The sequence below is a fragment of the Halomonas sp. genome (assembly GCF_029263665.1).
GTDB lineage: Bacteria > Pseudomonadota > Gammaproteobacteria > Pseudomonadales > Halomonadaceae > Halomonas.
The window spans coordinates 1-20,166 of the sequence record NZ_JAJUFQ010000002.1; the positions used below are offsets into that span (position 1 = coordinate 1).

The following is a 20,166-nucleotide window of genomic DNA, read 5'->3' on the forward strand; positions in this document are numbered from 1 at the left end:
ATCTCCAGAGGGATCGGTGGTTCGTACCACTCATCCGGAGTGAGCAGCAGCCCTTCATAGAAGATGTCACGCATAGAGGTCACCGGCTCGGCATCGCCGAAGGTGAAGGCTTCGGCCTTTGGCGTACTCGGTGCCGGCTGGTGGCGGTACCCAGAGGGTACGCGGATACGGGGTTTGGCGGCTGTCTCGATCATTCGGAAAACTCCACTACGGATTGGCCGGTGCCCTGAGCGGGACCGTCGATAGGTTCGTGACTGAGGGCATGCATGGTGGCCCAGGCAAGGTCGGCGTGGCCGGTCGCCTTACTGCGGCCCGAGGTGTAGGTATACTGGCGACCGCTGGCGGTGAGCTCTTTCTTGATGGACATGAAGCTCTGGAGGAGATCCCTCCAGCCGGCATCGAACTCGAGGCGGCCCTTACGCATGATCTGCTGTGCCTGCATGACCAGTCGGCCCTTGACTGCGGGGTCATAGCGGAACCGAGTAAGCGTCGGGAACCACTTCTCAACGTGCTCGGCGACCGCTTCGCCCAGTCCGGTGACATCAATGCCGATATGCTCGATGCGGTACCGGTCGAGGAACCCTTTGATGAAGTCAGCTTGCGCCTCGTAGTCCTCGCCCTTGAGGCGGTGGCGTTCGAGAATCCGGTGCTTATCGTCAGCAGTACGCGCCGGCAGCACCACGACAAGCCCGGCACCATCGCCATCCTCTCCGGTGCCTGTGGGGTCGTAACCGATCCAGACACCAGCATCGCCAGCAGGGCGTGGTGCAAACGGCCGGTAGTCGCTCCACACTTCCCAACTGTCGACCATGCAGGGATGCACCATTGTCAAGGGGAAAGCTGACTGGCTGTCGTCGACAAACTGGCACATGAGCAGATTGGCGAATTCCTCGTCGCTGTACTCAAGCCGTAGCTGCTCAAGGTCGAACAGGTCACAGCCACCGGCAATGGCGTCCTCGACGGTGACGATCTGTCGCCACTGGCCATCCGGACATACCAGGCCTCTCGCCAGTGCTGTGTGGGAGACGTCAAACTCGGCCCGGTCCTTCTTCGCCCGGCGCTTGTTGAACATCTCGCCCGACCAGAACGGATAGGCTTCATGCCCCAAGCTGGATGGCGTGCTGAAGTACGTCTGGCGCCACTTCTTGTGCATCGCCATGCCGGAAGTGACCTTGCGGAACTCGGCAAAGCGATGGATCCAGAAGTACTCGTCAAGGTAGACGTCACCGTGATAGCCCTGGGCCGTCTTGCTGTTGGTGCCGAGGAAATGCAGCTCGGCGCCGTTGTCGAGGACCAGAGGATCGCCCTTGAGCTCAATGTCTGTGACTTCCTTCACGAACTGGATGATGTAGTTCTTGAAGATGTGAGCCTGAGCCTTACTGGCCGATAAGAAGATCTTGTTTCGCCCGGACTCGAAAGCATCGACGATAGCTTCGCGGGCAAAATACCAGGTCGCGCCGATCTGTCGGCTCTTGAGGATATTGCGAATCCGGTGCTTCTGACCCGCTTCATGCCACTCGACCTGGTAATCGAAAAGCGAATCCAGAAACGCTGCCTTCAGCGCCTCTACCTGCTCTTCGTCGAGGAAATTACGCCGTGCTTTTCGCTTCCGAGGAGCTTCGTTCCGGGCACCAATGTTCGGATTGAGATCCGACTCGCGTCCGGTCTCGCTGTACTTCCGCACCCGAGCCAATCGCTCGAGCTGTCGGCCGAGCAGGTCGATTTCCTTGTAGTCCTTACCCTCCTTGTCAGGCTTGGCGATCAGCTGAACCATCCGCGCCTCGAGCGTTTGCTCGACACGCTCGATGGGCGCGGCGGCTTCCCAAGCGTCACGGGCTTTCCAACTATGCACCGTAGCGGGCTTTTCGCCGATGAACTCGGCAATACGCGCCACTCGCCAGCCCTGCCAGTACAGGTGGCGAGCCGTCAGGCGCGGCGATTCGGTGAGGTCTGGGGGCATCGTAGTCATGCCGCCAGCCTACCCTCGACTCCCTTCCAACCAATCAGGCTGTTGTTGTAGATCGCGGATTTACAACGCCAGTTTGTTGAGTCATTCGACGGGCACGCGGAACCTGACGGCAACGTTTGCCCCGTACCCAGTCGAGGAAATCACATGCCCTGGTTCCGAGTCGCCACCGAAGGCGCAACAACAGACGGCCGAGAGATCTCACGCGAGTGGATCGAACAGATGGCGGCCAACTACGACCCGAAGAAGTACGGCGCTCGTGTATGGATGGAGCACATGCGCAGCCTGTTTGCCGACGGCGCTTTCCCTGCCCTGGGTGATGTCACCGCCGTCAAGGCCGAAGAGGTTGAGGACGGTAAGCTTGGCCTGTTTGCTGATATTGATCCCACCGATCAATTGAAAGAGATCAATGGCAAACGCCAGAAGGTCTACACCTCCATTGAAGTCAATCCCAGTTTCGCTGATACCGGCGAGGCCTACCTCGAAGGCCTGGCAGTCACCGACTCTCCGGCCAGTCTCGGTACCGAGATGCTGAAGTTCTCTCGCGAGGCTGGAAATGCCTCTCCACTCGCCGCACGTAAACAACACCCAGGCAACGTCTTCTCTGAGGCGGTCGAGGTTGAGTTCGACTTTACCGAGGAGCCGGAAGAGCAAGGCCCCACATTGGCTGAACGCGTCAAGGCGCTGTTCCGCAAGCAAGATGCCAAGACCAAGGAAGGATTCTCTGCCTTCCGTACCGAACTTGAACAGACCCTCGAGATGTTCGTGCAAAAGCACGGAGAGCTGACGGATGAGCTGAGCAAGCGCCCGACCACCAAAGCTTTCGCCGACCTGAAGGCCGCCCACGACGAACTGAAAGGGCGCTTCGAAGAGCTCTATACCCAGCTCGACAACACTCCTGACACCCCGAATCGCGGAACCGCCACTGGCGGCGATGCCGCTGTAACCACTGACTGCTGAGGACCGCCGCCAATGCGCAACGATACACGTCAAGCCTTCAACCAGTTCCGCACGCAACTCGCCAAGTTGTCTAAAGTGGAAAGCGCTGCCGAGCAGTTCAATGTAGACCCCTCGGTACAGCAGACACTGGAATCCCGCATTCAGGAATCCAGCGAATTCTTGAGCCGCATCAATATCATTGGTGTTGACGAGCTCAAGGGGCAGAAAGTTGGACTGGGTGTTACTGGCCCCATCGCTGGCCGAACCGACACCAGCCAGAATGACCGCATCCCTCGCGATGTCACCGACCTGACTGATCAGAGTTACGAGTGTGTCTCCACCGAGTACGACACCTACATCAGTTGGGCGAAACTCGATGCCTGGGCGCGCTTCCGTGATTTCCAGACCCGAGTCCGTAATGCCATCGTTCGCCAGCAGGCACTCGACCGCATCATGATTGGCTTCAATGGCACCTCGGCTGCCGTGGAAACCGACCGGGTGGCTAACCCGCTGTTGCAGGATGTGAATATTGGATGGCTACAGAAGTACCGCAGCCACGCTCCGGCCCGAGTGATGTCCGAAGTGGTGGCGTCTTCTGGCCAGGTCACCGTCGGTGACGGTGCTGATTACGAGAGCCTCGATGCCCTTGTTTATGACGCTGTCAACGAAATGGTCGACCCATGGCATCGTGAGTCTACTGACCTAGTCGCGATCATGGGCCGACAGCTGCTCGCGGATAAGTATTTCCCGCTGATCCAACAGCACTCGCAGACTCCCACCGAGGCCCTTGCCCTTGACATGCTGGTCAGCCAAAAGCGTGTTGGTGGCCTCCAGGCGGTTCGAGCGCCCTTCGTGCCCGATGGCGCCATGCTGATCACCAGTCTGGAGAATCTCTCCATCTACTGGCAGCGCAGTAGCCGTCGCCGCTACATGATCGACAACCCGAAACGCAACCGGATCGAGAACTACGAGTCCAGCAACGACGCCTACGTCGTCGAGGACTACGGATTCGGCTGTCTGGTCGAGAACATCACTCAGGTCTGAGGTCGAGAGAATGACTGACAAGAAAGCTCGCATCAGCCCCGCTCGTCGTCACTTCCAGCGCATCACCGCCGCACAGGCGGCGAGTGATGCGCAACCGGGGAAACCCCAAACCGGCCAGCAGTACGAGCTGTTTGCGGCCGCCCTCTGGGAAGCCCGCCAGGCACTCAAGGGCATCAAGTCCGTCGAGGCCAAGATTGCCCGCAAACGTGAATTGCTGCCTCAGTTCGCCCCCTATGTTGATGGTGTGCTGTCGGCTGGTACTGGTGCCCAGGACGACGTGCTGGTCACGGTCATGCTCTGGCGTCTGGATGTTGGGGATATCGCCGGTGCTCTGGCCATCGCCGAATATGCCATCAAACATGACCTCGACACTCCTGACCGCTTCGAGCGCGATACCGCCTCTCTGGTGGCAGAACAGGTCGCCGAGGAAGCGCTCAAGCAATTGCAAGCCACCAGGGGAGAAGGTGGCGACAGCGATAACAGTGAAGCTGCTGCCCACCTCGTCATGCACCTGGTAACTGCCGAAGCACTGACACGCGACGCCGATATGCACGACCAGGTGCGCGCCAAGCTGCATAAGGCCCTCGGCTATGCCTATCGCGACAAGGGCAACAGCATCGATGAAGCCCTCAAGCATCTCCGTCGTGCTCTTGAGCTCAACGACAAGGTCGGTGTGAAGAAGGACATTGAGCAGCTGGAGCGCCAGGCCAAGCAACAAAACGCCGGTGGTCAGGCTAACACCTGATCATCCAACCGAGTCGCACGCCGACGCCAAGGGGGCGCCGGGAAAGATCGGACCACGGTCCCACATCTTAGATCCCGGCCCACCCCCTTCCTATCGAGGCCGCCATGTCTCTCATCGACGCGGGATACAACCCAGAACCAGCTCCGTCAGCGCCGCTCGATAACAACGGCTTCTGGCCCCAGGTCGAGCCGGACGACTTTCGAAAGGCGGAACGCCTGATCGATACGGTACCCAACGAGCGCATCGAGTATGCCTTGCGCGTGGCCATGGCGGACATCAACCGCCAGCTCCGGACATGGCAAGCCGAGCAACAAGGACAGGGTGCCGCCACCATTAATGATGTCACGCCCCCCAACTGGCAGTCGCCAGGTATCTATCCATTGCTGTATCGCCGCGCGGTCTACGCCACGGCACATGCTTCTCTGCTCGAGCGCTACCGTGAGATATCAGCAACCCGTGAGGGTGACGAACGTGGCGAGGCCAAGGACCTGGCCGCCGATGATTACCGGCGAGACGCTCGCTGGGCCGTTGCTGAAATCCAGGACCGCAACCATACCGTTGTGGAGTTGATCTAGTGCGTACCGTACGTGCCCACCAGGGCGAGACCCTCGACCAGATTTGCTATCGCACCTTTGGTGTGACGGCAGGGATCACCGAGCAGGTGCTCGACCTCAACCCGGGTATTGCGGAATTAGGACCATCACTGCCCCAAGGCACCCCCGTGCAGTTACCCGATACCTCACCCCAGCCGCAGCGCACAAGCACCGTGCAGCTGTGGGATTGATATCGCCTCGAAGAGGCGAGAAGACGCAGAGGACTCCATGGCCGAACCCAGCTCCACTACCTTCGCCGGCATTGCCACCGTTGGCGCCACGCTGTTCGGGATGATGCCCGGTGTCGACGCCAATGCCGTGATTGGCGCTTTGTGTGGTGCCGTCCTGTTCTTCATCAGTTCGAAGCAGGAGTTCGCCCTGTGGGTCCGGATCACCTATCTGCCGATCTCGTTCGTCATCGGCTACCTGGGCGGACCTTCCGTACTCGGGGACTATCTGGAGGCGTCTGCGGTGTCGGCTTTCATCGGTGCCGCCGTCACGGTCACTGCTGGGCAAAGGTTCATTGATGTGGTGCGTACCGTTGACCTGAAAGCCTGGTTGGGAGGGAAAAAGTGAATGTCTTCCTGATCGACATCGCCGTGATGGCCGCCCTCGTCATCGTGGGGCGCATCCTCACCTTTCAGCGCCGCGGCAGTCGCTATCGTCGAGGGATCTCCTTCGTCGCGTGGCTGGTGACCTGCGCGAACTTCACCCTGATCGTCAAATTGCCCGGCATGCCGCCACCTGAACCAGTGACCGCGTTGCTGGCCATCTGGCAGGTGGCCTTCGCCATCCTGCTGCTGCGCCATGACGGCAATCTTGCCCACCTGCTGCGTTCCTTACACCTGACCCGGAGACACTGATGCTGCTGAAACATGGAGATACCGGTTACCGCGTCGAATCGTTGCAGCGCGATCTGCTGCGTGCTGGCCATGACATTGCCGTGGATGGCTGGTTTGGGGAAGCTACCGAGGCTGCCGTGCGGGCAGAACAACGTGAATATGGTCTCGTCATGGACGGGATAGTCGGCCCCAAGACACGCCAAGCCCTGCAGCGACACGCTGACCCCAAGGCGCTGAAACAGATCGACCTGGTCAATGCCGCCGACCAACTGGATGTCGAACTGGCCGCGATCATGGCCGTCAACGAGGTCGAGTCGCGTGGGCGCGGCTTCTACGTGGGTGGGCCTCGTCATGGTCAGCCGATCATTTTGTTCGAGCGTCATATCATGCGCCGCAGATTGATTCATCACGAGGTCAATCCGGTACCGCTGCAGCAGAAGCATCCTGACTTGGTCAACGACAAGCCTGGGGGCTATGTCGGCGGATATCGAGAGCACGACCGCCTTGAGCGTGCTGCCAACCTGCATGTGACATCCGCGCTCGAATCTGCCTCCTGGGGTGCATTCCAGATCATGGGCTTCCACTGGTCGGTACTGGAATACGCCAACGTGGGCGAGTTCGTCGGGGCTATGGAAGAGAGCGAAGCCACCCAGCTCGAGGCCTTCGTGCGTTTCATTGAGGTGGATGCGGGCTTGCACCGTGCGCTGAAGCGTCAGGACTGGCGAGATTTCGCCCGCCGTTACAACGGCCCCGCCTTCGAGCGCAACGACTACGACACTCGCCTTGCTGCCGCCTACCGACGACATGATCGACAACTCGAGGTGGCAGCGTGACTCGTCTGCAGCTGGTGATAGGAGCTGGCCTGCTGGCCGCCAGTGTCGCGGCAGGCTGGTATTCACGGGGCTGGCTCGAGGACAGCCAACGCCTCACGGCCATGCAAGCCGTGGATGCCGCCATAGAAGCGACCATGGTGCGAGAGTCAGATATCGCCCGTCGTGTGGAAGAACGGCTGGCCCAACTGCAGACCAGCGAACGTGTCATCGATCGAGGAATCATCCGTGAGGTCGAGAAACCTGTTTACCGCCGCGTGTGTCTTGAGCCTGACGCTATCCGCCTGCTCAACCACGCCGCCGCCGGCACCGTCCCCGATTCAGCAGACTCTGCTGACGCCTTGCCCTTCAGCACTGCCACCTCTGACTGACGGCACCGGTGGGGATGTGGCGCTGACCATGACTGCCTGGGCCAGCCAATATCACCGCTGTGCCACACGACATAATGGCCTCATCGAGGCGCTGGAGGACCGCCAGTGATCAAACTGCAGTCTCTACGAAAGCACCTACTCGCCAGCATTCCGGCCTTACGAAAGGACCCCGACCGTCTGCTGACGTTCATCGAGCGCGGCGCCATCCAGTTTGCTCGTGGTCAGCACCTGTCTCACCAGTACCGTGTGCCAGCACGCATCGTGATCACAGAACTGGGCGGATCAATCGACGTGGTGATGATTCCGTTACTGCAATGGCTCTCTCACTATCAGCCAGACCTCGATGCTAATGAGGCCGTGCGCTTTGATGCGGAGCTACTGGCCAATGATCGATGGGATCTCGCCATCGAGGTCACGCTCACCGAGCGTGTGGTGGCCAAGGTCAACTGTGACGAAGGCAAAATCGAAAGCGAGCACCGCATGCCGGAATTCCCTATCGATGCTTGCCCGGCCAAACATTGGACGCTCTATGTAAAGGCACCAGGTGAAACCCAACATCAGCTGATCAGTGAATGGGATTCCCCGAATGGATGACCTGCAGCAGTTGGAGGAATGGGTAGCGCCACTGCTGGCGAAGTTGGCACCCAAAGAGCGCCGAAAGCTGGCCCGCACCATCGCCACGGCATTGCGCCGCCGCCAACGTGAGCGAATCGCACACCAACGGAATCCTGATGGCAGCGAGTTTGAACCACGCAAGCCGAAAAAGGACCAGACCGGTTTCGTTCGTCGTCAACCGATGTTCATGAAGATCCGTCAAGCCAAATACATGAAAACCCAGTCAGACCCGCATAGCGCTGAGGTCAACTTCATGGGTCGGGTGGCACGCATCGCACGCATACACCAGATGGGGCTGAGGGCTCGTGTTCAACCTGGTGGGCCATCCTACGACTACCCCCAGCGCGAACTACTCGGTTATAGCGAGGAAGACCAGCGCTTCATCCGGGACATGGTCATCGACCACCTCACGTTGTAGATCGGCCATTTACAACATCCATCGCTGGAGTGCTCAGCGAATGGCGGGGGAACATCCTTGCATGAACAACACCGCCGAACTTCTCCGCCTGATCAACAACCTGATCCGCTTTGGCACCATCGCCGAGGTGGACCATGGTGAGCCCGGCAAACGCTTGCCTTGTGTGCGAGTAAAGATCGGCGAACTGCTCACAACCTGGCTGGTATGGCAGGAAGCCCGAGCAGGGACAACACGAACCTGGTGCCCGCCTACGGTGGGGGAGCAGGTCCTCGTATTGGCTCCAGGTGGAGACCTCGCCGGCGCGGCAGTGTTGCCCGGATTTTTCAGAACACAGCACCCAGCACCCAGCAACAGTCCCGACCTTTTCCATGCCGTCATGCCGGATGGTGCCAGCTTCGAATACAACCACGCGGCACATCGACTGCATGCCGTCACCGGGCCGAGCAGCATCACCATGGACCGCTCCAGAATTCTGCTTTCTACCAACGGCAGCACCCTGGAGATGGACGCCGCCGGCATTCGACTGAATGGCTCACGCATCGACCTGAACTGAGGACACCCATGCCAGCAATCACACGCAAGGGCGACACATGTACTGGACATGGCAGTTTCCCGCCACGCAACAGCACTGGTGGCAGTGGCAATGTCTACGTCAACGGCATTGCCGCTCACCGGCAGGGTGATGGCTGGGCCACTCATTGCAACAACCAACCAACCTGCCACGGCGGTGCTCTGGCATCCGGATCAGGCAGTGTTTTCGTCAACGGCAAACAGCTCGGTCGAATCGGAGATCCCGTCGATTGCGGATCTTCCGTCGCAACCGGCAGCAGCAATGTCCATGCAGGGGGCTGATACATGGCCGGAATGAACGCCACCACCGGGACGTCACTGGATGGGGTCGAGCACATTCGGCAAAGTGTGGGGGACATTCTCATGACACCCATTGGCTCGCGTGTCATGCGTCGCGACTACGGCTCACTCCTGCCTGAGTTGATTGATGCGCCTCTCAATGACACCACCCTGCTGCAGGCCTACTCAGCCACCATCATGGCCTTGATTCGTTGGGAGCCGCGGATTCGCGTCACTGCCGTGCGCCGCCATGTCAGTACTGACCTACATGGTGCCGCCACGCTGGAGATTGAAGGGCAGACCGTGGACGGTGATCCGGTGACGCTGGAGGTTCCGCTATGACCACCGCCATCGACCTTTCCCTGCTGCCCGTTCCCGCGGTCGTCGAGAATATCGACTACGAAGTCATCTTGGCGGAAATGCTGGATGATCTAACCCATCGCTATCCGGTCTTCGACGTGCCAGCAGAATCGGATCCGGCCTACAAGATCCTCGAAGTCGCCGCCTATCGAGAAATGCTGGTACGTCAGCGCGTCAACGAGGCGGCGCGGGCTGTCATGTTGGCGTACTCGCTCGATGAGGATCTCGATAACCTCGGGGCTCTCTTCAACGTGAAGCGTTTGCAGATCGACCCAGGCGATCCGAATGCGATTCCACCGATTTCCCCTACCTATGAAGAGAACAGCGATTTTCGCCGCCGCATCTTGTTGTCGTTGCAAGGGCTAAGCACAGCAGGTCCCGAAGGTGCTTATATCTTCCATGCCCTGTCAGCGGATGGTGGCGTGTTGGATGCCAGTGTCGATGCCCCACGCTTCACCCTCGTTGAGCAGACGGCAACGACGATCACGTTACAGGTGGACTACGATGCCGGACTGGCAGCGCCTCGCCCAGGGGATGTGGTGATCAGCGTGCTGGCTCGTGAGGGGGACGGTACACCTGACCAGCCCCTTCTGGATGCTGTAGACAGCCGTCTCAGTGCTGAAGACGTCCGCCCTCTGACAGATCGGGTGAATGTGCAGGGACCCGAGATCCTGCCCTATACCATCGAGGCCACGCTCTATTTCTACCCTGGCCCGGATAGCCAGGTGGTCCTGGCCGAAGCCCAGGAAATGGCCCAGGCCTACGCCGATAGCCAGCACCGCTTGGGCATGGATGTCACCCTCTCCGGTGTCTATGCCGCTTTGCACCGTCCTGGTGTGCAGCGTGTTGAACTAGCTAGCCCTATCGCCACGATCCCGGCCAACCGTCAGCAGGCCACCTACTGCACGGGCATTCATCTCATTGATGGGGGTGTCGATGAGTGATGCGAGCCTGCTGCCCCCCAATGCCACACGCTATGAGCGGGCACTCACGGGTGTAACCTCTCGGGTATCCAAGGTGCCGACACCACTGCGCGACCTCTGGAACCCCGATACCTGCCCTGCCGAGTTGCTGCCGTGGCTGGCCTGGACCTTGGGAGTATCGGCCTGGAAGCCGTATTGGTCGGATGCCGTCAAGCGGGAACAGATCCGTCAGGCGGTGGAGATTCATCGTCATCGCGGCACCGTGCAAGCTGTCAGGCGCGTGGTGAATTCCTTTGGCGCCGCGTTGTCGTTACGTGAATGGTGGGAGAGCTCTCCGGTCGGTGCCCCCCATAGCTTTGCCATCACCCTGAACGTCAACGATAGCTCAGATCGCAGTGCAGACCTGCAGCAAGACATCATCAACGAGATCACGAGGGTCAAACCAGCACGCAGTTATTTCACCCTGACGCTGGGCATTAATGCCGATGGCGGCATGGGCCTGCAGGGCGTGTCTCGCTTTGCTGTTTACCGTCGCCTCGATATGTTCGAAGGGCCTTTCGCTTGGCGTGGGGATATGGGGCTTCAAGGGGCATCTCGTTCTGCCAACTATCTGCGCCTGAGCTCGGTAGAACACTCGAGCCCTATCGATAACGTTATTGCGGCCTTTGCCAATGGTGAGGACGGTGCCTGTTATATCCCGCGCCCTGTCATGTTGGGCAAACAAGTGTTGTTCCAGGATCAGTGGGGGCGCGAGCCCGTGACCAGCGATGGAGATCCAGTGGGGCTGATGATGGATTTCTCCCGCCGTCAGAAACGCGGTCCAGAACTGGTGTCTGATCCTGGCTTCGACAACGCATCGGTCTGGGTCTACTCCGCCGGCTGGAACGTGTCGAACGGGATTGCCTCAGCCGATGGGAGCCAGGCCTCCAGTTCCAGTATGCCCAAGGTCACCTATGACCTAGTGCAAGGCCGGATGTACGAGGTACAGCTCGAGGTGTTGTCCATCTCTGCAGGCGTGGCCCAGGTCGTGGTCGGCAACCATGGGACCATCATCAACGCGGCTGAACCAGGGATCTACAAGGCGCTCTTTGTGGCCAACTCCACTGCGACACGTACGCTGTTCTTTGGAGGCCGAACCGACTTCGTCGGTAGCGTGGACAATGCTTCCCTGAAGGAAGTCTATGGTGCTCATGCCATCCAGAGTGTCAGTGCCGCACGACCCACCTATCGCACAGATGGTGTGATGCACTGGTTGGAGTTCGATGGCGTCGACGATCACCTCACAATTCCAGGTACCGCATCTACGTGGGCGTTTCTCCATGACGGTAGCGATGCTTATGCCTCGCTCGGCATGGAACTGGCCACCGAAAATCCTTATCAGCAGTTGGCTGGCACGGCAGACAGATCTGTCACTACGTCCATTGGCATGACGATCGGACGCTATGCCTCGGGCGAGCGCTACCGGACCACTATCCATAACGGCCCCCCTTTGGGCTCCATTGCTGCTGACCTGGATGTGTCCGGCTACCCGATTGCCCCCTTGGTAAGCAGCACATTGGTCGACAGCAACGATGCCCAGTTCCGCCTGAATGGAGAGATCGTGGCGGCAGATGCGATCACCTCGCCATCTACCGAGGTAGCGACCTATGACTTCACGATCGGCGGGGATGGTGGTGGAGCCTCTTATGCTGCGCTGACCTTCTTTGGTGCGGTGATTCATGAGGGAGCCACGGGTGTTGCCGATACCGAGTCTTACCTGCAGAGCTTACTGGAGCCAGGAGGAGCACCATGACGGACTATGTACATCGCGTGACGATCGCGGTACCAGAAGCCTGGATGGCCGAGGCCAACCAACTAGCCCTGTGCCTAGGGGAATCCGGCGCCGATAGCACGACATTCACCCTGCCCAGCTACCAGGATGCCGATGGCCATCGTTATGCCGTCTGCTCCACGGTAGTGAAGACCGTCTTTATTGATCTGGCCACCCAAGAATTGATCGCGCCAGAGTTTGCTCCTGATGTTGACCTGGCAGCAGCTGGCCGGGCGCAAGACCTGTTGGTCATTGGGTCGCTGGCCACTCCTGAGATCGCAACTCCAGATCATATTGCTTGCCTCCTGGGGACCAGGACAGAGCGTCCCCAGGACCATATCACCGCCTTGGGGATCTCCCCGATCGGCGAGCTTCCGCTTTCCCAATAGAAGGTGAATGACCACATGGCATCTCTACAGATCACTATCACCGACGCCGGGCGTGCTGAAGTCATCAACGCCGCCAATAATGGTACAGCTCCCATCACGATCACTCAGGTTGGTGTGGGGACGGGGCAATACTCTCCAGACCCAGCCGCTACAGCTCTGCAAGCCGAGCTCAAGCGACTGGATACCATGTCTGGCACCGTGGTGGCGGACGATACCATCAGCGTGACGATCACCGATGAATCGAACGACGCCTACACGGTGAATGAGTTTGGTCTCTACACCGATAACGGCACGTTGTTTGCCGTCTACTCCCATCCGACAGATTCCGTGGTTCAGAAATCGACTTCCGGCAACCTGCTGATGACGGTCGATGTGGTGCTGAGCACTCTGGACGCCACGAATCTCACCTTTGGGGATACCTCATTCAGTAATCCCCCGGCCAGTGAGATAGTCAAAGGCGTTATTGAAATTGCCGATGAGGATGAAGCACTCGCCGGCACCGATGATCTACGGGCCATGACCCCCGCGAAAGTCTTCCAGGCTTTCCAGCAGTTTGGCCTAGGGACGACAAGGCAAGCATTTGTTGAAGACTTCCATGACGCAAGTATTCCATCAGGCTTTTATAACTGGAATGAAACATCCTTGAATCCGCCGCCATTTACCGGGACAGGTGGCACAGGTGGTGGTGCTGTGAAATTCAGTCGCACTCTGGCCAATGATGACCCGAACCAAGCAGCTGGTTGGATCGCATGTTTTGCCTCTGGAAACGGTGCCGATAGCACAGAGGCCGCCTGGTATATCTGTAACTCCAACGCTGCTGGTGAATGGGGGCCGTGGAGAAGGGTTGTTCATGAAGGGGACTTCGACAGTTCCTTTGGTGCCAATGGCTCTTACCAGAAGCTCCCAGGAGGCTGGATCATCCAGCGTGGAAAGCGTGGTGGTATAGCTGATGGAGACACGGTGACATTTACTATTCCATTCCCGGCTGCATGCGAAGGCGTCCTGCTGACAGACGTAGCAAATTCCAACGCCGAGTCGGATGTTGAAATCATGTCTGTCAGGTCAGGCTCTCCGACAAGGAATGGGTTTGTCGTTCACGGACGTCGTTCCGATGGAGTGGTTGTGTCGTATAGCAGTTTGGAATATCTGGCCATTGGGAGATAACGCAGTGTTTTATTTTAGCGCAAGAGAAAATGCTTTCTTCCCGTTTGCACTGAAAGGGGATTATGACCAAGCAGGCACGTGGCCAGATGACGCTATCGAGTTGAGAGAAGATGAGCTTTTGGCGTATGTCATGGGCGAAGCTCCAACAGGTTATCGGCTTGGCAGTGATGGTAATGGCCGGCCAACTTGGACTCCTATTCCTCCGATTCCTATAGAAAAACTCGCCACTCTTAAGCGATCTGAAATCGATTCGGCGCTCATCATGGACCTGGAAAAGGGTATGCCCTGGACGATGCCAGACGGTACCAAAGAAGTCGTGCAAACCCGGCCACAAGATGAACCCAACCTGATTCGCCTGGCCATCGAAGCACGGGATCTACGCGACCAGGACATCACAGTGCCAGCACAATACATTCGTGTTCTGTCCAACAGGATGTATCAGCTGACACCTGGACAGATGATCGAGCTGACAGACTCCGCCACGGCATTCAAGAAACAGTTGCAGGACAAGTCTTGGCAATTGAAAGGCGCTATCGAGCAAGCTCTAACGACCAATGACCGAGAAAGTATCGAAGCTATTACCTGGTAGTCCATCCTAGTCCCTTCCCCGCCCGCTACCCGGCGGGCTTTCTAATGCTTACCTCGCTGACCCGGACTATAGAAGACGGCGCAAAACTGCCTCTTCTAACTCTACACAAAGCGAGGAGGTACCATGCGCAAAGCGGAAGCACTGAGCCTAATACTTGAGTTAGCTTCGTTTCTATGTGAACACACACTAGGCCATGACTGCGGGATAGCCATTTACCTGCCATGGCTACTGATATGGATTATCAATTCGATACTGGACCAGCCCGCCACCCGGCGGGCTGGTCCGTTATTGCGCCTGCTACCCGTTGTAAATCGCCGATCTACAACCGCCAACGCTCGCTCCCCTGGAGGCGAATGGGCAAGCATGTTCGCACATATGCCAACTGCCCGATCCACGCCTGCAGGAGCTGATCATGGCCCAGGACTATCATCACGGCGTCCGCGTCGTTGAAATCAATGAAGGCACTCGACCGATTCGCACCGTATCAACGTCGGTGATCGGTATGGTGGCCACAGCACCGAATGCCGCAGCCGGTACTGCCGCAACCTTGACCATCGACTTTGCCGCGACAGGATCCGGCGTGACCTTTACTGCCGTTGCCGCTGGCACCGATGCCAACGGTATTCGCATCCGCTATACAGACCCCGGTACCGAGTCTGCTGCACTCGCAGTCTCAGTATCCGGCAGCGATATCACCGTCAGTCTGGCCACAGATGTAGCAGGCGATGTCATCAGCACCGCTGCCGAGGTCGCCGCCGCCGTCAATGGCGAACAGGCTGCAGCTGATCTGGTCAGCGCCACCGAGGCAGGCTCTGGCGCGGCTACTGTCTCCGCAGTAGGGTTCCAGAATCTCACGGGTGGACAGGACGAGCCATTCCCGCTGGATACTCCGGTGCTCATCACCGATCCGCGTGGCGCTGCTGGCAAGGCCGGTACCGAGGGAACACTTGCCCGTGCACTGGATACCATTGCCGACCAGACAAAGGCCATGGTAGTCGTGGTCCGTGTCGCGGAAGGTGCTACTGAAGCGGACACCAAGACGGCCGTTATCGGTGGCACAGATGCTAACGGCAAGAAAACTGGCATGCAGGCATTGCTCGCGGCTGAGCAGCGATTCGGGGTCAAGCCTCGCGTCCTCGGCGTTCCTGAGCTGGATGATGCCGATGTGGTCAGCGAACTGATCGGTATTGCTCAGAAGCTGCGTGCTTTTGTCTATGCCAGCGCTGGTGGCAGTGCAACTAAGGAAGAAGCGGCGATGTACCGCGAGAACTTCGGAGCTCGCGAAGTGATGGTGATCTGGCCGGACTTCACCGGCTGGGACACGGCCACCAGCACCACGCGCAACCTGTCTGCCGTGGCTCGCGCACTCGGCATGCGTGCGAAGCTCGACAACGAGATTGGCTGGCACAAGACCTTATCCAACCAACCAGTCAATGGCGTCACCGGCATCTCTGCCGATGTGTTCTGGGATCTGCAGGATCCAGCCACCGACGCGGGTTACCTGAACAGCCACGAAGTTACCACCTTGATCAATCGCGGCGGCTTCCGGTTCTGGGGCTCCCGCACCTGCACTATCGATCCGCTGTTTGCTTTTGAGAACTACACCCGCACAGCGCAGGTGCTGGCCGACACCATTGCCGAAGCGCACCTCTGGGCAGTCGATCTGCCGATGCATCCGTCCCTGGTCAAAGACATTGTCGAGGGTATCAACGCCAAGTTCCGCGAGCTCACCCGTCAAGGTTACATCCTCGGCGGTGTCGCCTGGTTCGATCCCGAGCTCAACAGCCCCGAGGTGTTGAAGGCTGGCAAATTATACATCGATTACGACTACACCCCGGTGCCACCTCTCGAAAACCTGATGCTCCAGCAGCGCATCACCGATCGTTACCTGCTGGACTTCGCCGACCGCGTTGCCGCCGCCTGATCCCTAGGAGACTGAACTATGGCACTTCCGCGCATCCTCAAGGATTACAACCTGTTCGGTGACGGCCACAACTGGCAGGGCCTGATCCCGACACTCACCTTGCCCGAGCTCACTCGCCGTATGGTCGAGTACGAAGGCGGCGGCATGGATGGCCCTGTCGAGATTGATCTCGGCCAGGAAAACATCGAGTTCGAATGGTCACCAGGCGGCCTGCTTCCCGAGATCTTCGACAGCTACGGTAGCCCTATCCACGATGCCGCCATGTTGCGCTTTGTCGGTAGCTACGAGAGCGACGAGGACGGCGAGGTGGTGCCTGTCGAGATCGTCGTGCGAGGTCGTCACAAGACCATTGGCATGGGTGAAGCCTCGAAGGGTGATGCCAATACCCAATCCGTCACGACCACCTGCAGCTACTACAAGCTGACGATCAATGGCCAGGTAAAGATCGAGATCGACAAACCCGGCTATGTGTTCATCGTCGACGGTACCGACCGCCTCGCCGAGCGCCGCCAGGCACTGGGCCTCTGATTCACCACCCCGATTAGTCCCCACCAGGGGAAAGCTGAACCATCAGGAGAATGACTGTGGAAGACAACACCACAACCGAACAGAAGCCCAAAGCTACCTTCGAGACCGTCGAGTTGGACGAACCGATTGCCCGTGGCAAAACCACCATCCGCGAAGTCCAGGTGCGTAAACCGAAGTCTGGTGCGCTGCGTGGTGTAGCTCTGACGGACATCCTTCAGATGGATGTCAGCGCGTTGACCAAGGTATTGCCACGTATCACCGAGCCCGCCCTGACCGAAGCCGATATCCGAGGGCTTGACCCTGCTGACCTCGTGCAACTGGGAGGCACCGTCGCTGGTTTTTTGCTACCGAAGAAGATGATCGAGGGCAACGAGTAGCATTGCCCGAAAGCGTGGATGACGCCATGGCCGACCTGGCCATGGTGTTCCACTGGGGTCCCATGGAAATGGACGACATGGAACTTGCCGAGCTCATGGCGTGGAGAGAGCGAGCCCGCCTTCGCTACGAACCCAAGCCCTCTCCCAAACCCCGCAAGTGAACCCGACCTGATCCACTCCGCCACGGTAAGGAATCCAGATGGCCAACAAGCTCAGTCTACAAGTCATCCTGGATACGGTGGATCGGGCCACCCGCCCCCTGAAGAAAATCACCCAGGGCAGTGGCAAAACTGCTGAAGCCCTCAAGGCTAGTCGCGACCAGTTGCGCCACCTTGAACGTGCCCAGAAAGATCTGCGTGGATTCCGTGACCTCAAGCGACAGGCCGATACCTCAAGCCGCGCCCTCAAGGACCAGCAGCAAGAGATCCGAGACCTATCCCGGCAGATCAAGAATGCCGAGGGAGATACCACGGCCCTGACGCGCAAGCGAGATGAAGCCATTCGTCAGGCGCGCCGACTCAGCCAACAGTACGGGAATGAACAGCGGCAGCTCCAGCAGCTACGTAGCAGCATGACTCGGGTCGACGGTGTGACGGGTAAGCTCGGTGACCAACAACGTGAGTTGCAACGCCGGATCCAACAAGCCAACCAGGAGATGCAGAAGCAACAGCGCCACTTGGGAGAAATTGCCCGCAAACAGCGCTTGGCGGCAGAGGCATCTCGACGGTATCAACGGGGCATCTCACATGCCGGCCGCGTTTCGGGGGCCGGTGCTGCTGGACTTGCCACTGGCGGCGCGACGCTCTACGGGGGCGCTCGAATGTTGGCTCCGGGCGTCGACTATGGTGCGGCCATGTCGCGTGTTCAAGCACTCACCCGCCTGAACAAAGATGATCCGTTGATGGAAGGCTTGCGCAGTCAGGCGCGTGAGCTGGGATCGAGCACATCATTCAGTGCCACCCAAGCTGCCGATGCCCAAGGCTTCCTGGCCATGGCGGGTTTCGATCCCAAGGCGATCATGGCAGCCATGCCCGACATGCTGAACTTGGCCAAGGCCAATGGCACCGACCTGGGGCGCACCGCAGATATCTCCTCGAACATCTTGTCTGGCTTCGGGCTGGATCCCGCGCAAATGGGGCGTGTCGGTGATGTGTTGACCGCGACGACCACTCGAGCCAACGTGAATCTCGAGATGCTGGGTGAGTCGATGAAGTACGTTGCACCACAGGCTCGAGCGATGGGGGTCTCGATAGAAGAAGCCGCCGCCATGACAGGCCTATTGGGGAATGTGGGTATTCAGGGCAGTCAGGCCGGTACGACTTTGCGCGCGATGATGACACGCCTTGCCGCACCGACGAGCAGTGCCGCTGGTGCCCTCAGGGAACTGGGCGTTGATGCCAAGGATGCCGATGGCAATCTACGCCAGGTGCCTAAGATCCTTGCTGATGTGGCCAGAGCAACTGAGAACATGGGTAATGCCGACCGAGCCGCTTATCTGAAAGATATTTTTGGCGAGGAGCCCGGTGCCGGTATGGCGGAGCTCATCGCCCAGCAGGGGTCTGCAGGTATCGAGAAGTTTGTGGAGATACTCGAGAATGCCGCTGGCGAGAACGCCCGGGTAGCCAAGACCATGGCAGACAACATCCAAGGCGATCTGCAAGGGCTGGGTAGTGCCTGGGAAGAAATCGGCATCACCATCACTGATACCAACGAAGGTCCATTGCGTGACCTGATCCAGAACGTCACCGCAATTACTCGCGCCGTTGGCAACTGGATGAAAGAAAACCCTCGACTCACCGGTCAGCTGGCAGTGGCAGCAGCAGGTCTCGCCACCCTGGTGGCGGCGGGTGGCAGCCTGATGGTCATGCTCGGCTCCATTTTGGGCCCCATCGCCATGGTGCGTTATGCCCTTACCTTGCTCTCATTGAATCCTGTCAGCCTGACCATCATGGGCATCGTCGCGGCTGCCACTGCCCTGGCGGGGGTGGCTTACCTGGTGTATCGCAACTGGGATTCCATCGCCGGATGGTTCGGCGATCGGTGGGAACAGATCAAGACCGCCTTTCATGATGGCATTGGGGGAGTTTCGCGCCTGATTATGGACTGGTCGCCACTTGGCCTGCTGTGGCGAGGTATCAGCGCAGGGTTGGAAATGCTGGGGGTGAAAGTCCCCGAGAACATGCGCACGCTGGGCGGTGCCATCATCGATGGGCTGATCGGCGGAATCACCGCCAAGTTGGCACCTCTCGGGGAGTCGATCAGCGAGATGGGCCAGAATGTCATTACCTGGTTCAAAGAGAAGCTCGGTATCAATAGCCCCAGCCGTGTATTCGCCGAGTTTGGTACCAACCTCATCGAAGGTCTGGTCAACGGCATCAAGGAACGCTGGCAGTCTCTGAAAGAATCCATCGGCAATACGGCTGATGCTGTAGCTGACTGGTTCAAGAGCGCCTTGGGCATCCATTCGCCCTCGCGTGTGTTCGCTGAACTGGGTGGCCACACCATGGATGGCTACCAGCAAGGCATCCAACGCAGTGAACGCGGACCACTCGATGAGATTGCCGCCTTTGCCAAGCGCATGACTCAGGCAGGTGCCGGCATTGCCCTTGGGGCATTGGGGCTCACGACGGCCACGGCCGGTGTGCTGGATACCGCCACGATAGCAGACGTGCCTATCGACCACCGGCCACCACTGTCTGCCGGCATCAATGGCGACGTGGCCATCAGTATTGGCGACATCAATGTCTATGCCGCGCCAGGCATGGACGAACAAGCCCTCGCCCGCTATGTCGCCGCCGAAGTTCAGCGCGCCCTGGACCGAGCTGCCCGAGAGCAATCTGCACGTCGACGCAGTGCCTTTCACGATATCGACTGATCAGGAGCTTCACTG

24 protein-coding genes and 2 pseudogenes are annotated in these 20,166 nt (G+C 58.9%); 24 read left to right on the forward strand and 2 right to left on the reverse strand.

All coding sequences use genetic code 11. The features are described from left to right. Positions 1-194, reverse strand: a pseudogene (locus tag Q1K07_RS01660) (capsid portal protein); the annotation flags it as partial. Beyond that, positions 191-1,969, reverse strand: coding sequence for a terminase family protein (locus tag Q1K07_RS01665; protein ID WP_300306862.1), 1,779 nt, complete (start codon positions 1,967-1,969; stop codon positions 191-193). The gene Q1K07_RS01665 and the pseudogene Q1K07_RS01660, both read right to left, overlap by 4 nt. Before the next feature lie 144 nt (positions 1,970-2,113). Between Q1K07_RS01665 and Q1K07_RS01670 the strand changes: the two genes are divergently transcribed. From Q1K07_RS01670 to Q1K07_RS01785, 24 genes and pseudogenes are all read left to right on the forward strand, one after another. Next, positions 2,114-2,926 carry a GPO family capsid scaffolding protein gene (locus Q1K07_RS01670; RefSeq protein ID WP_300306864.1) on the forward strand — a complete coding sequence of 271 codons (813 nt, stop codon included), beginning with the start codon at positions 2,114-2,116 and terminating at the stop codon, positions 2,924-2,926. Between the two features lie 12 nt (positions 2,927-2,938). Further along, positions 2,939-3,949, forward strand: a complete 1,011-nt coding sequence (locus Q1K07_RS01675) for a phage major capsid protein, P2 family (protein ID WP_300306867.1) — start codon at positions 2,939-2,941, stop codon at positions 3,947-3,949. Between the two features lie 10 nt (positions 3,950-3,959). Further along, positions 3,960-4,694 (forward strand): phage terminase small subunit, encoded by a 735-nt coding sequence (gene gpM, locus Q1K07_RS01680; RefSeq protein WP_300306870.1) that lies wholly within the window; start codon positions 3,960-3,962, stop codon positions 4,692-4,694. A 104-nt stretch (positions 4,695-4,798) separates the two neighbouring features. After that, positions 4,799-5,269 (forward strand): head completion/stabilization protein, encoded by a 471-nt coding sequence (locus Q1K07_RS01685; protein ID WP_300306873.1) that lies wholly within the window; start codon positions 4,799-4,801, stop codon positions 5,267-5,269. Continuing rightward, the gene (locus tag Q1K07_RS01690) at positions 5,269-5,478 is read left to right on the forward strand and encodes a tail protein X (RefSeq protein WP_149282585.1); all 210 of its coding nucleotides are present in this window, start codon (positions 5,269-5,271) and stop codon (positions 5,476-5,478) included. Before Q1K07_RS01685 ends, Q1K07_RS01690 begins: the two co-directional genes overlap by 1 nt. A gap of 37 nt (positions 5,479-5,515) precedes the next feature. Continuing rightward, positions 5,516-5,863 (forward strand): putative holin, encoded by a 348-nt coding sequence (locus tag Q1K07_RS01695; protein WP_149282583.1) that lies wholly within the window; start codon positions 5,516-5,518, stop codon positions 5,861-5,863. Next, positions 5,860-6,150, forward strand: a complete 291-nt coding sequence (locus tag Q1K07_RS01700; protein ID WP_300306881.1) for a phage holin family protein — start codon at positions 5,860-5,862, stop codon at positions 6,148-6,150. The genes Q1K07_RS01695 and Q1K07_RS01700 overlap by 4 nt, the downstream gene beginning before the upstream one ends. Next, positions 6,150-6,962, forward strand: a complete 813-nt coding sequence (locus Q1K07_RS01705; protein WP_300306884.1) for an N-acetylmuramidase family protein — start codon at positions 6,150-6,152, stop codon at positions 6,960-6,962. Before Q1K07_RS01700 ends, Q1K07_RS01705 begins: the two co-directional genes overlap by 1 nt. Continuing rightward, positions 6,959-7,330, forward strand: coding sequence for a hypothetical protein (locus Q1K07_RS01710; RefSeq protein ID WP_300306887.1), 372 nt, complete (start codon positions 6,959-6,961; stop codon positions 7,328-7,330). The genes Q1K07_RS01705 and Q1K07_RS01710 overlap by 4 nt, the downstream gene beginning before the upstream one ends. A gap of 105 nt (positions 7,331-7,435) precedes the next feature. Then, a complete protein-coding gene (locus Q1K07_RS01715) occupies positions 7,436-7,924 on the forward strand; it encodes a phage tail protein (protein WP_300306890.1) in 489 nt (162 codons plus the stop codon). Beyond that, positions 7,917-8,363, forward strand: a complete 447-nt coding sequence (locus tag Q1K07_RS01720; protein ID WP_300306893.1) for a phage virion morphogenesis protein — start codon at positions 7,917-7,919, stop codon at positions 8,361-8,363. Before Q1K07_RS01715 ends, Q1K07_RS01720 begins: the two co-directional genes overlap by 8 nt. 61 nt (positions 8,364-8,424) lie before the next feature. After that, positions 8,425-8,916, forward strand: coding sequence for a phage baseplate assembly protein V (locus tag Q1K07_RS01725; protein ID WP_300306896.1), 492 nt, complete (start codon positions 8,425-8,427; stop codon positions 8,914-8,916). 8 nt (positions 8,917-8,924) lie between these two features. Continuing rightward, positions 8,925-9,215 carry a PAAR domain-containing protein gene (locus Q1K07_RS01730; RefSeq protein ID WP_149282569.1) on the forward strand — a complete coding sequence of 97 codons (291 nt, stop codon included), beginning with the start codon at positions 8,925-8,927 and terminating at the stop codon, positions 9,213-9,215. Positions 9,216-9,218: 3 nt separating this feature from the next. Continuing rightward, complete coding sequence (locus tag Q1K07_RS01735) at positions 9,219-9,554, forward strand: GPW/gp25 family protein (RefSeq protein ID WP_300306902.1); 336 nt, start codon at positions 9,219-9,221, stop codon at positions 9,552-9,554. After that, the gene (locus tag Q1K07_RS01740) at positions 9,551-10,516 is read left to right on the forward strand and encodes a baseplate J/gp47 family protein (RefSeq protein WP_300306905.1); all 966 of its coding nucleotides are present in this window, start codon (positions 9,551-9,553) and stop codon (positions 10,514-10,516) included. The genes Q1K07_RS01735 and Q1K07_RS01740 overlap by 4 nt, the downstream gene beginning before the upstream one ends. Further along, positions 10,509-12,287: a phage tail protein I gene (locus Q1K07_RS01745; protein ID WP_300306908.1), complete on the forward strand. Its 1,779-nt coding sequence runs from the start codon at positions 10,509-10,511 to the stop codon at positions 12,285-12,287. The genes Q1K07_RS01740 and Q1K07_RS01745 overlap by 8 nt, the downstream gene beginning before the upstream one ends. Continuing rightward, the gene (locus tag Q1K07_RS01750; RefSeq protein WP_300306911.1) at positions 12,284-12,694 is read left to right on the forward strand and encodes a hypothetical protein; all 411 of its coding nucleotides are present in this window, start codon (positions 12,284-12,286) and stop codon (positions 12,692-12,694) included. The genes Q1K07_RS01745 and Q1K07_RS01750 overlap by 4 nt, the downstream gene beginning before the upstream one ends. A gap of 15 nt (positions 12,695-12,709) precedes the next feature. Then, positions 12,710-13,858 carry a phage tail protein gene (locus tag Q1K07_RS01755; protein ID WP_300306914.1) on the forward strand — a complete coding sequence of 383 codons (1,149 nt, stop codon included), beginning with the start codon at positions 12,710-12,712 and terminating at the stop codon, positions 13,856-13,858. Positions 13,859-13,862: 4 nt separating this feature from the next. Next, complete coding sequence (locus Q1K07_RS01760) at positions 13,863-14,447, forward strand: DUF4376 domain-containing protein (protein ID WP_300306917.1); 585 nt, start codon at positions 13,863-13,865, stop codon at positions 14,445-14,447. An 868-nt stretch (positions 14,448-15,315) separates the two neighbouring features. Then, positions 15,316-16,371, forward strand: a pseudogene (locus Q1K07_RS01765) (phage tail sheath protein); the annotation flags it as partial. Between the two features lie 18 nt (positions 16,372-16,389). Beyond that, complete coding sequence (locus Q1K07_RS01770) at positions 16,390-16,899, forward strand: phage major tail tube protein (protein WP_300306920.1); 510 nt, start codon at positions 16,390-16,392, stop codon at positions 16,897-16,899. Between the two features lie 56 nt (positions 16,900-16,955). Then, complete coding sequence (locus Q1K07_RS01775) at positions 16,956-17,276, forward strand: phage tail assembly protein (RefSeq protein WP_300306922.1); 321 nt, start codon at positions 16,956-16,958, stop codon at positions 17,274-17,276. A 2-nt stretch (positions 17,277-17,278) separates the two neighbouring features. Beyond that, positions 17,279-17,437 (forward strand): GpE family phage tail protein, encoded by a 159-nt coding sequence (locus tag Q1K07_RS01780; protein WP_300306925.1) that lies wholly within the window; start codon positions 17,279-17,281, stop codon positions 17,435-17,437. Positions 17,438-17,475: 38 nt separating this feature from the next. After that, on the forward strand, positions 17,476-20,151 hold the full coding sequence (locus Q1K07_RS01785; protein ID WP_300306928.1) for a phage tail tape measure protein: 2,676 nt from the start codon (positions 17,476-17,478) through the stop codon (positions 20,149-20,151). The last annotated feature ends 15 nt before the right edge of the window (positions 20,152-20,166 follow it).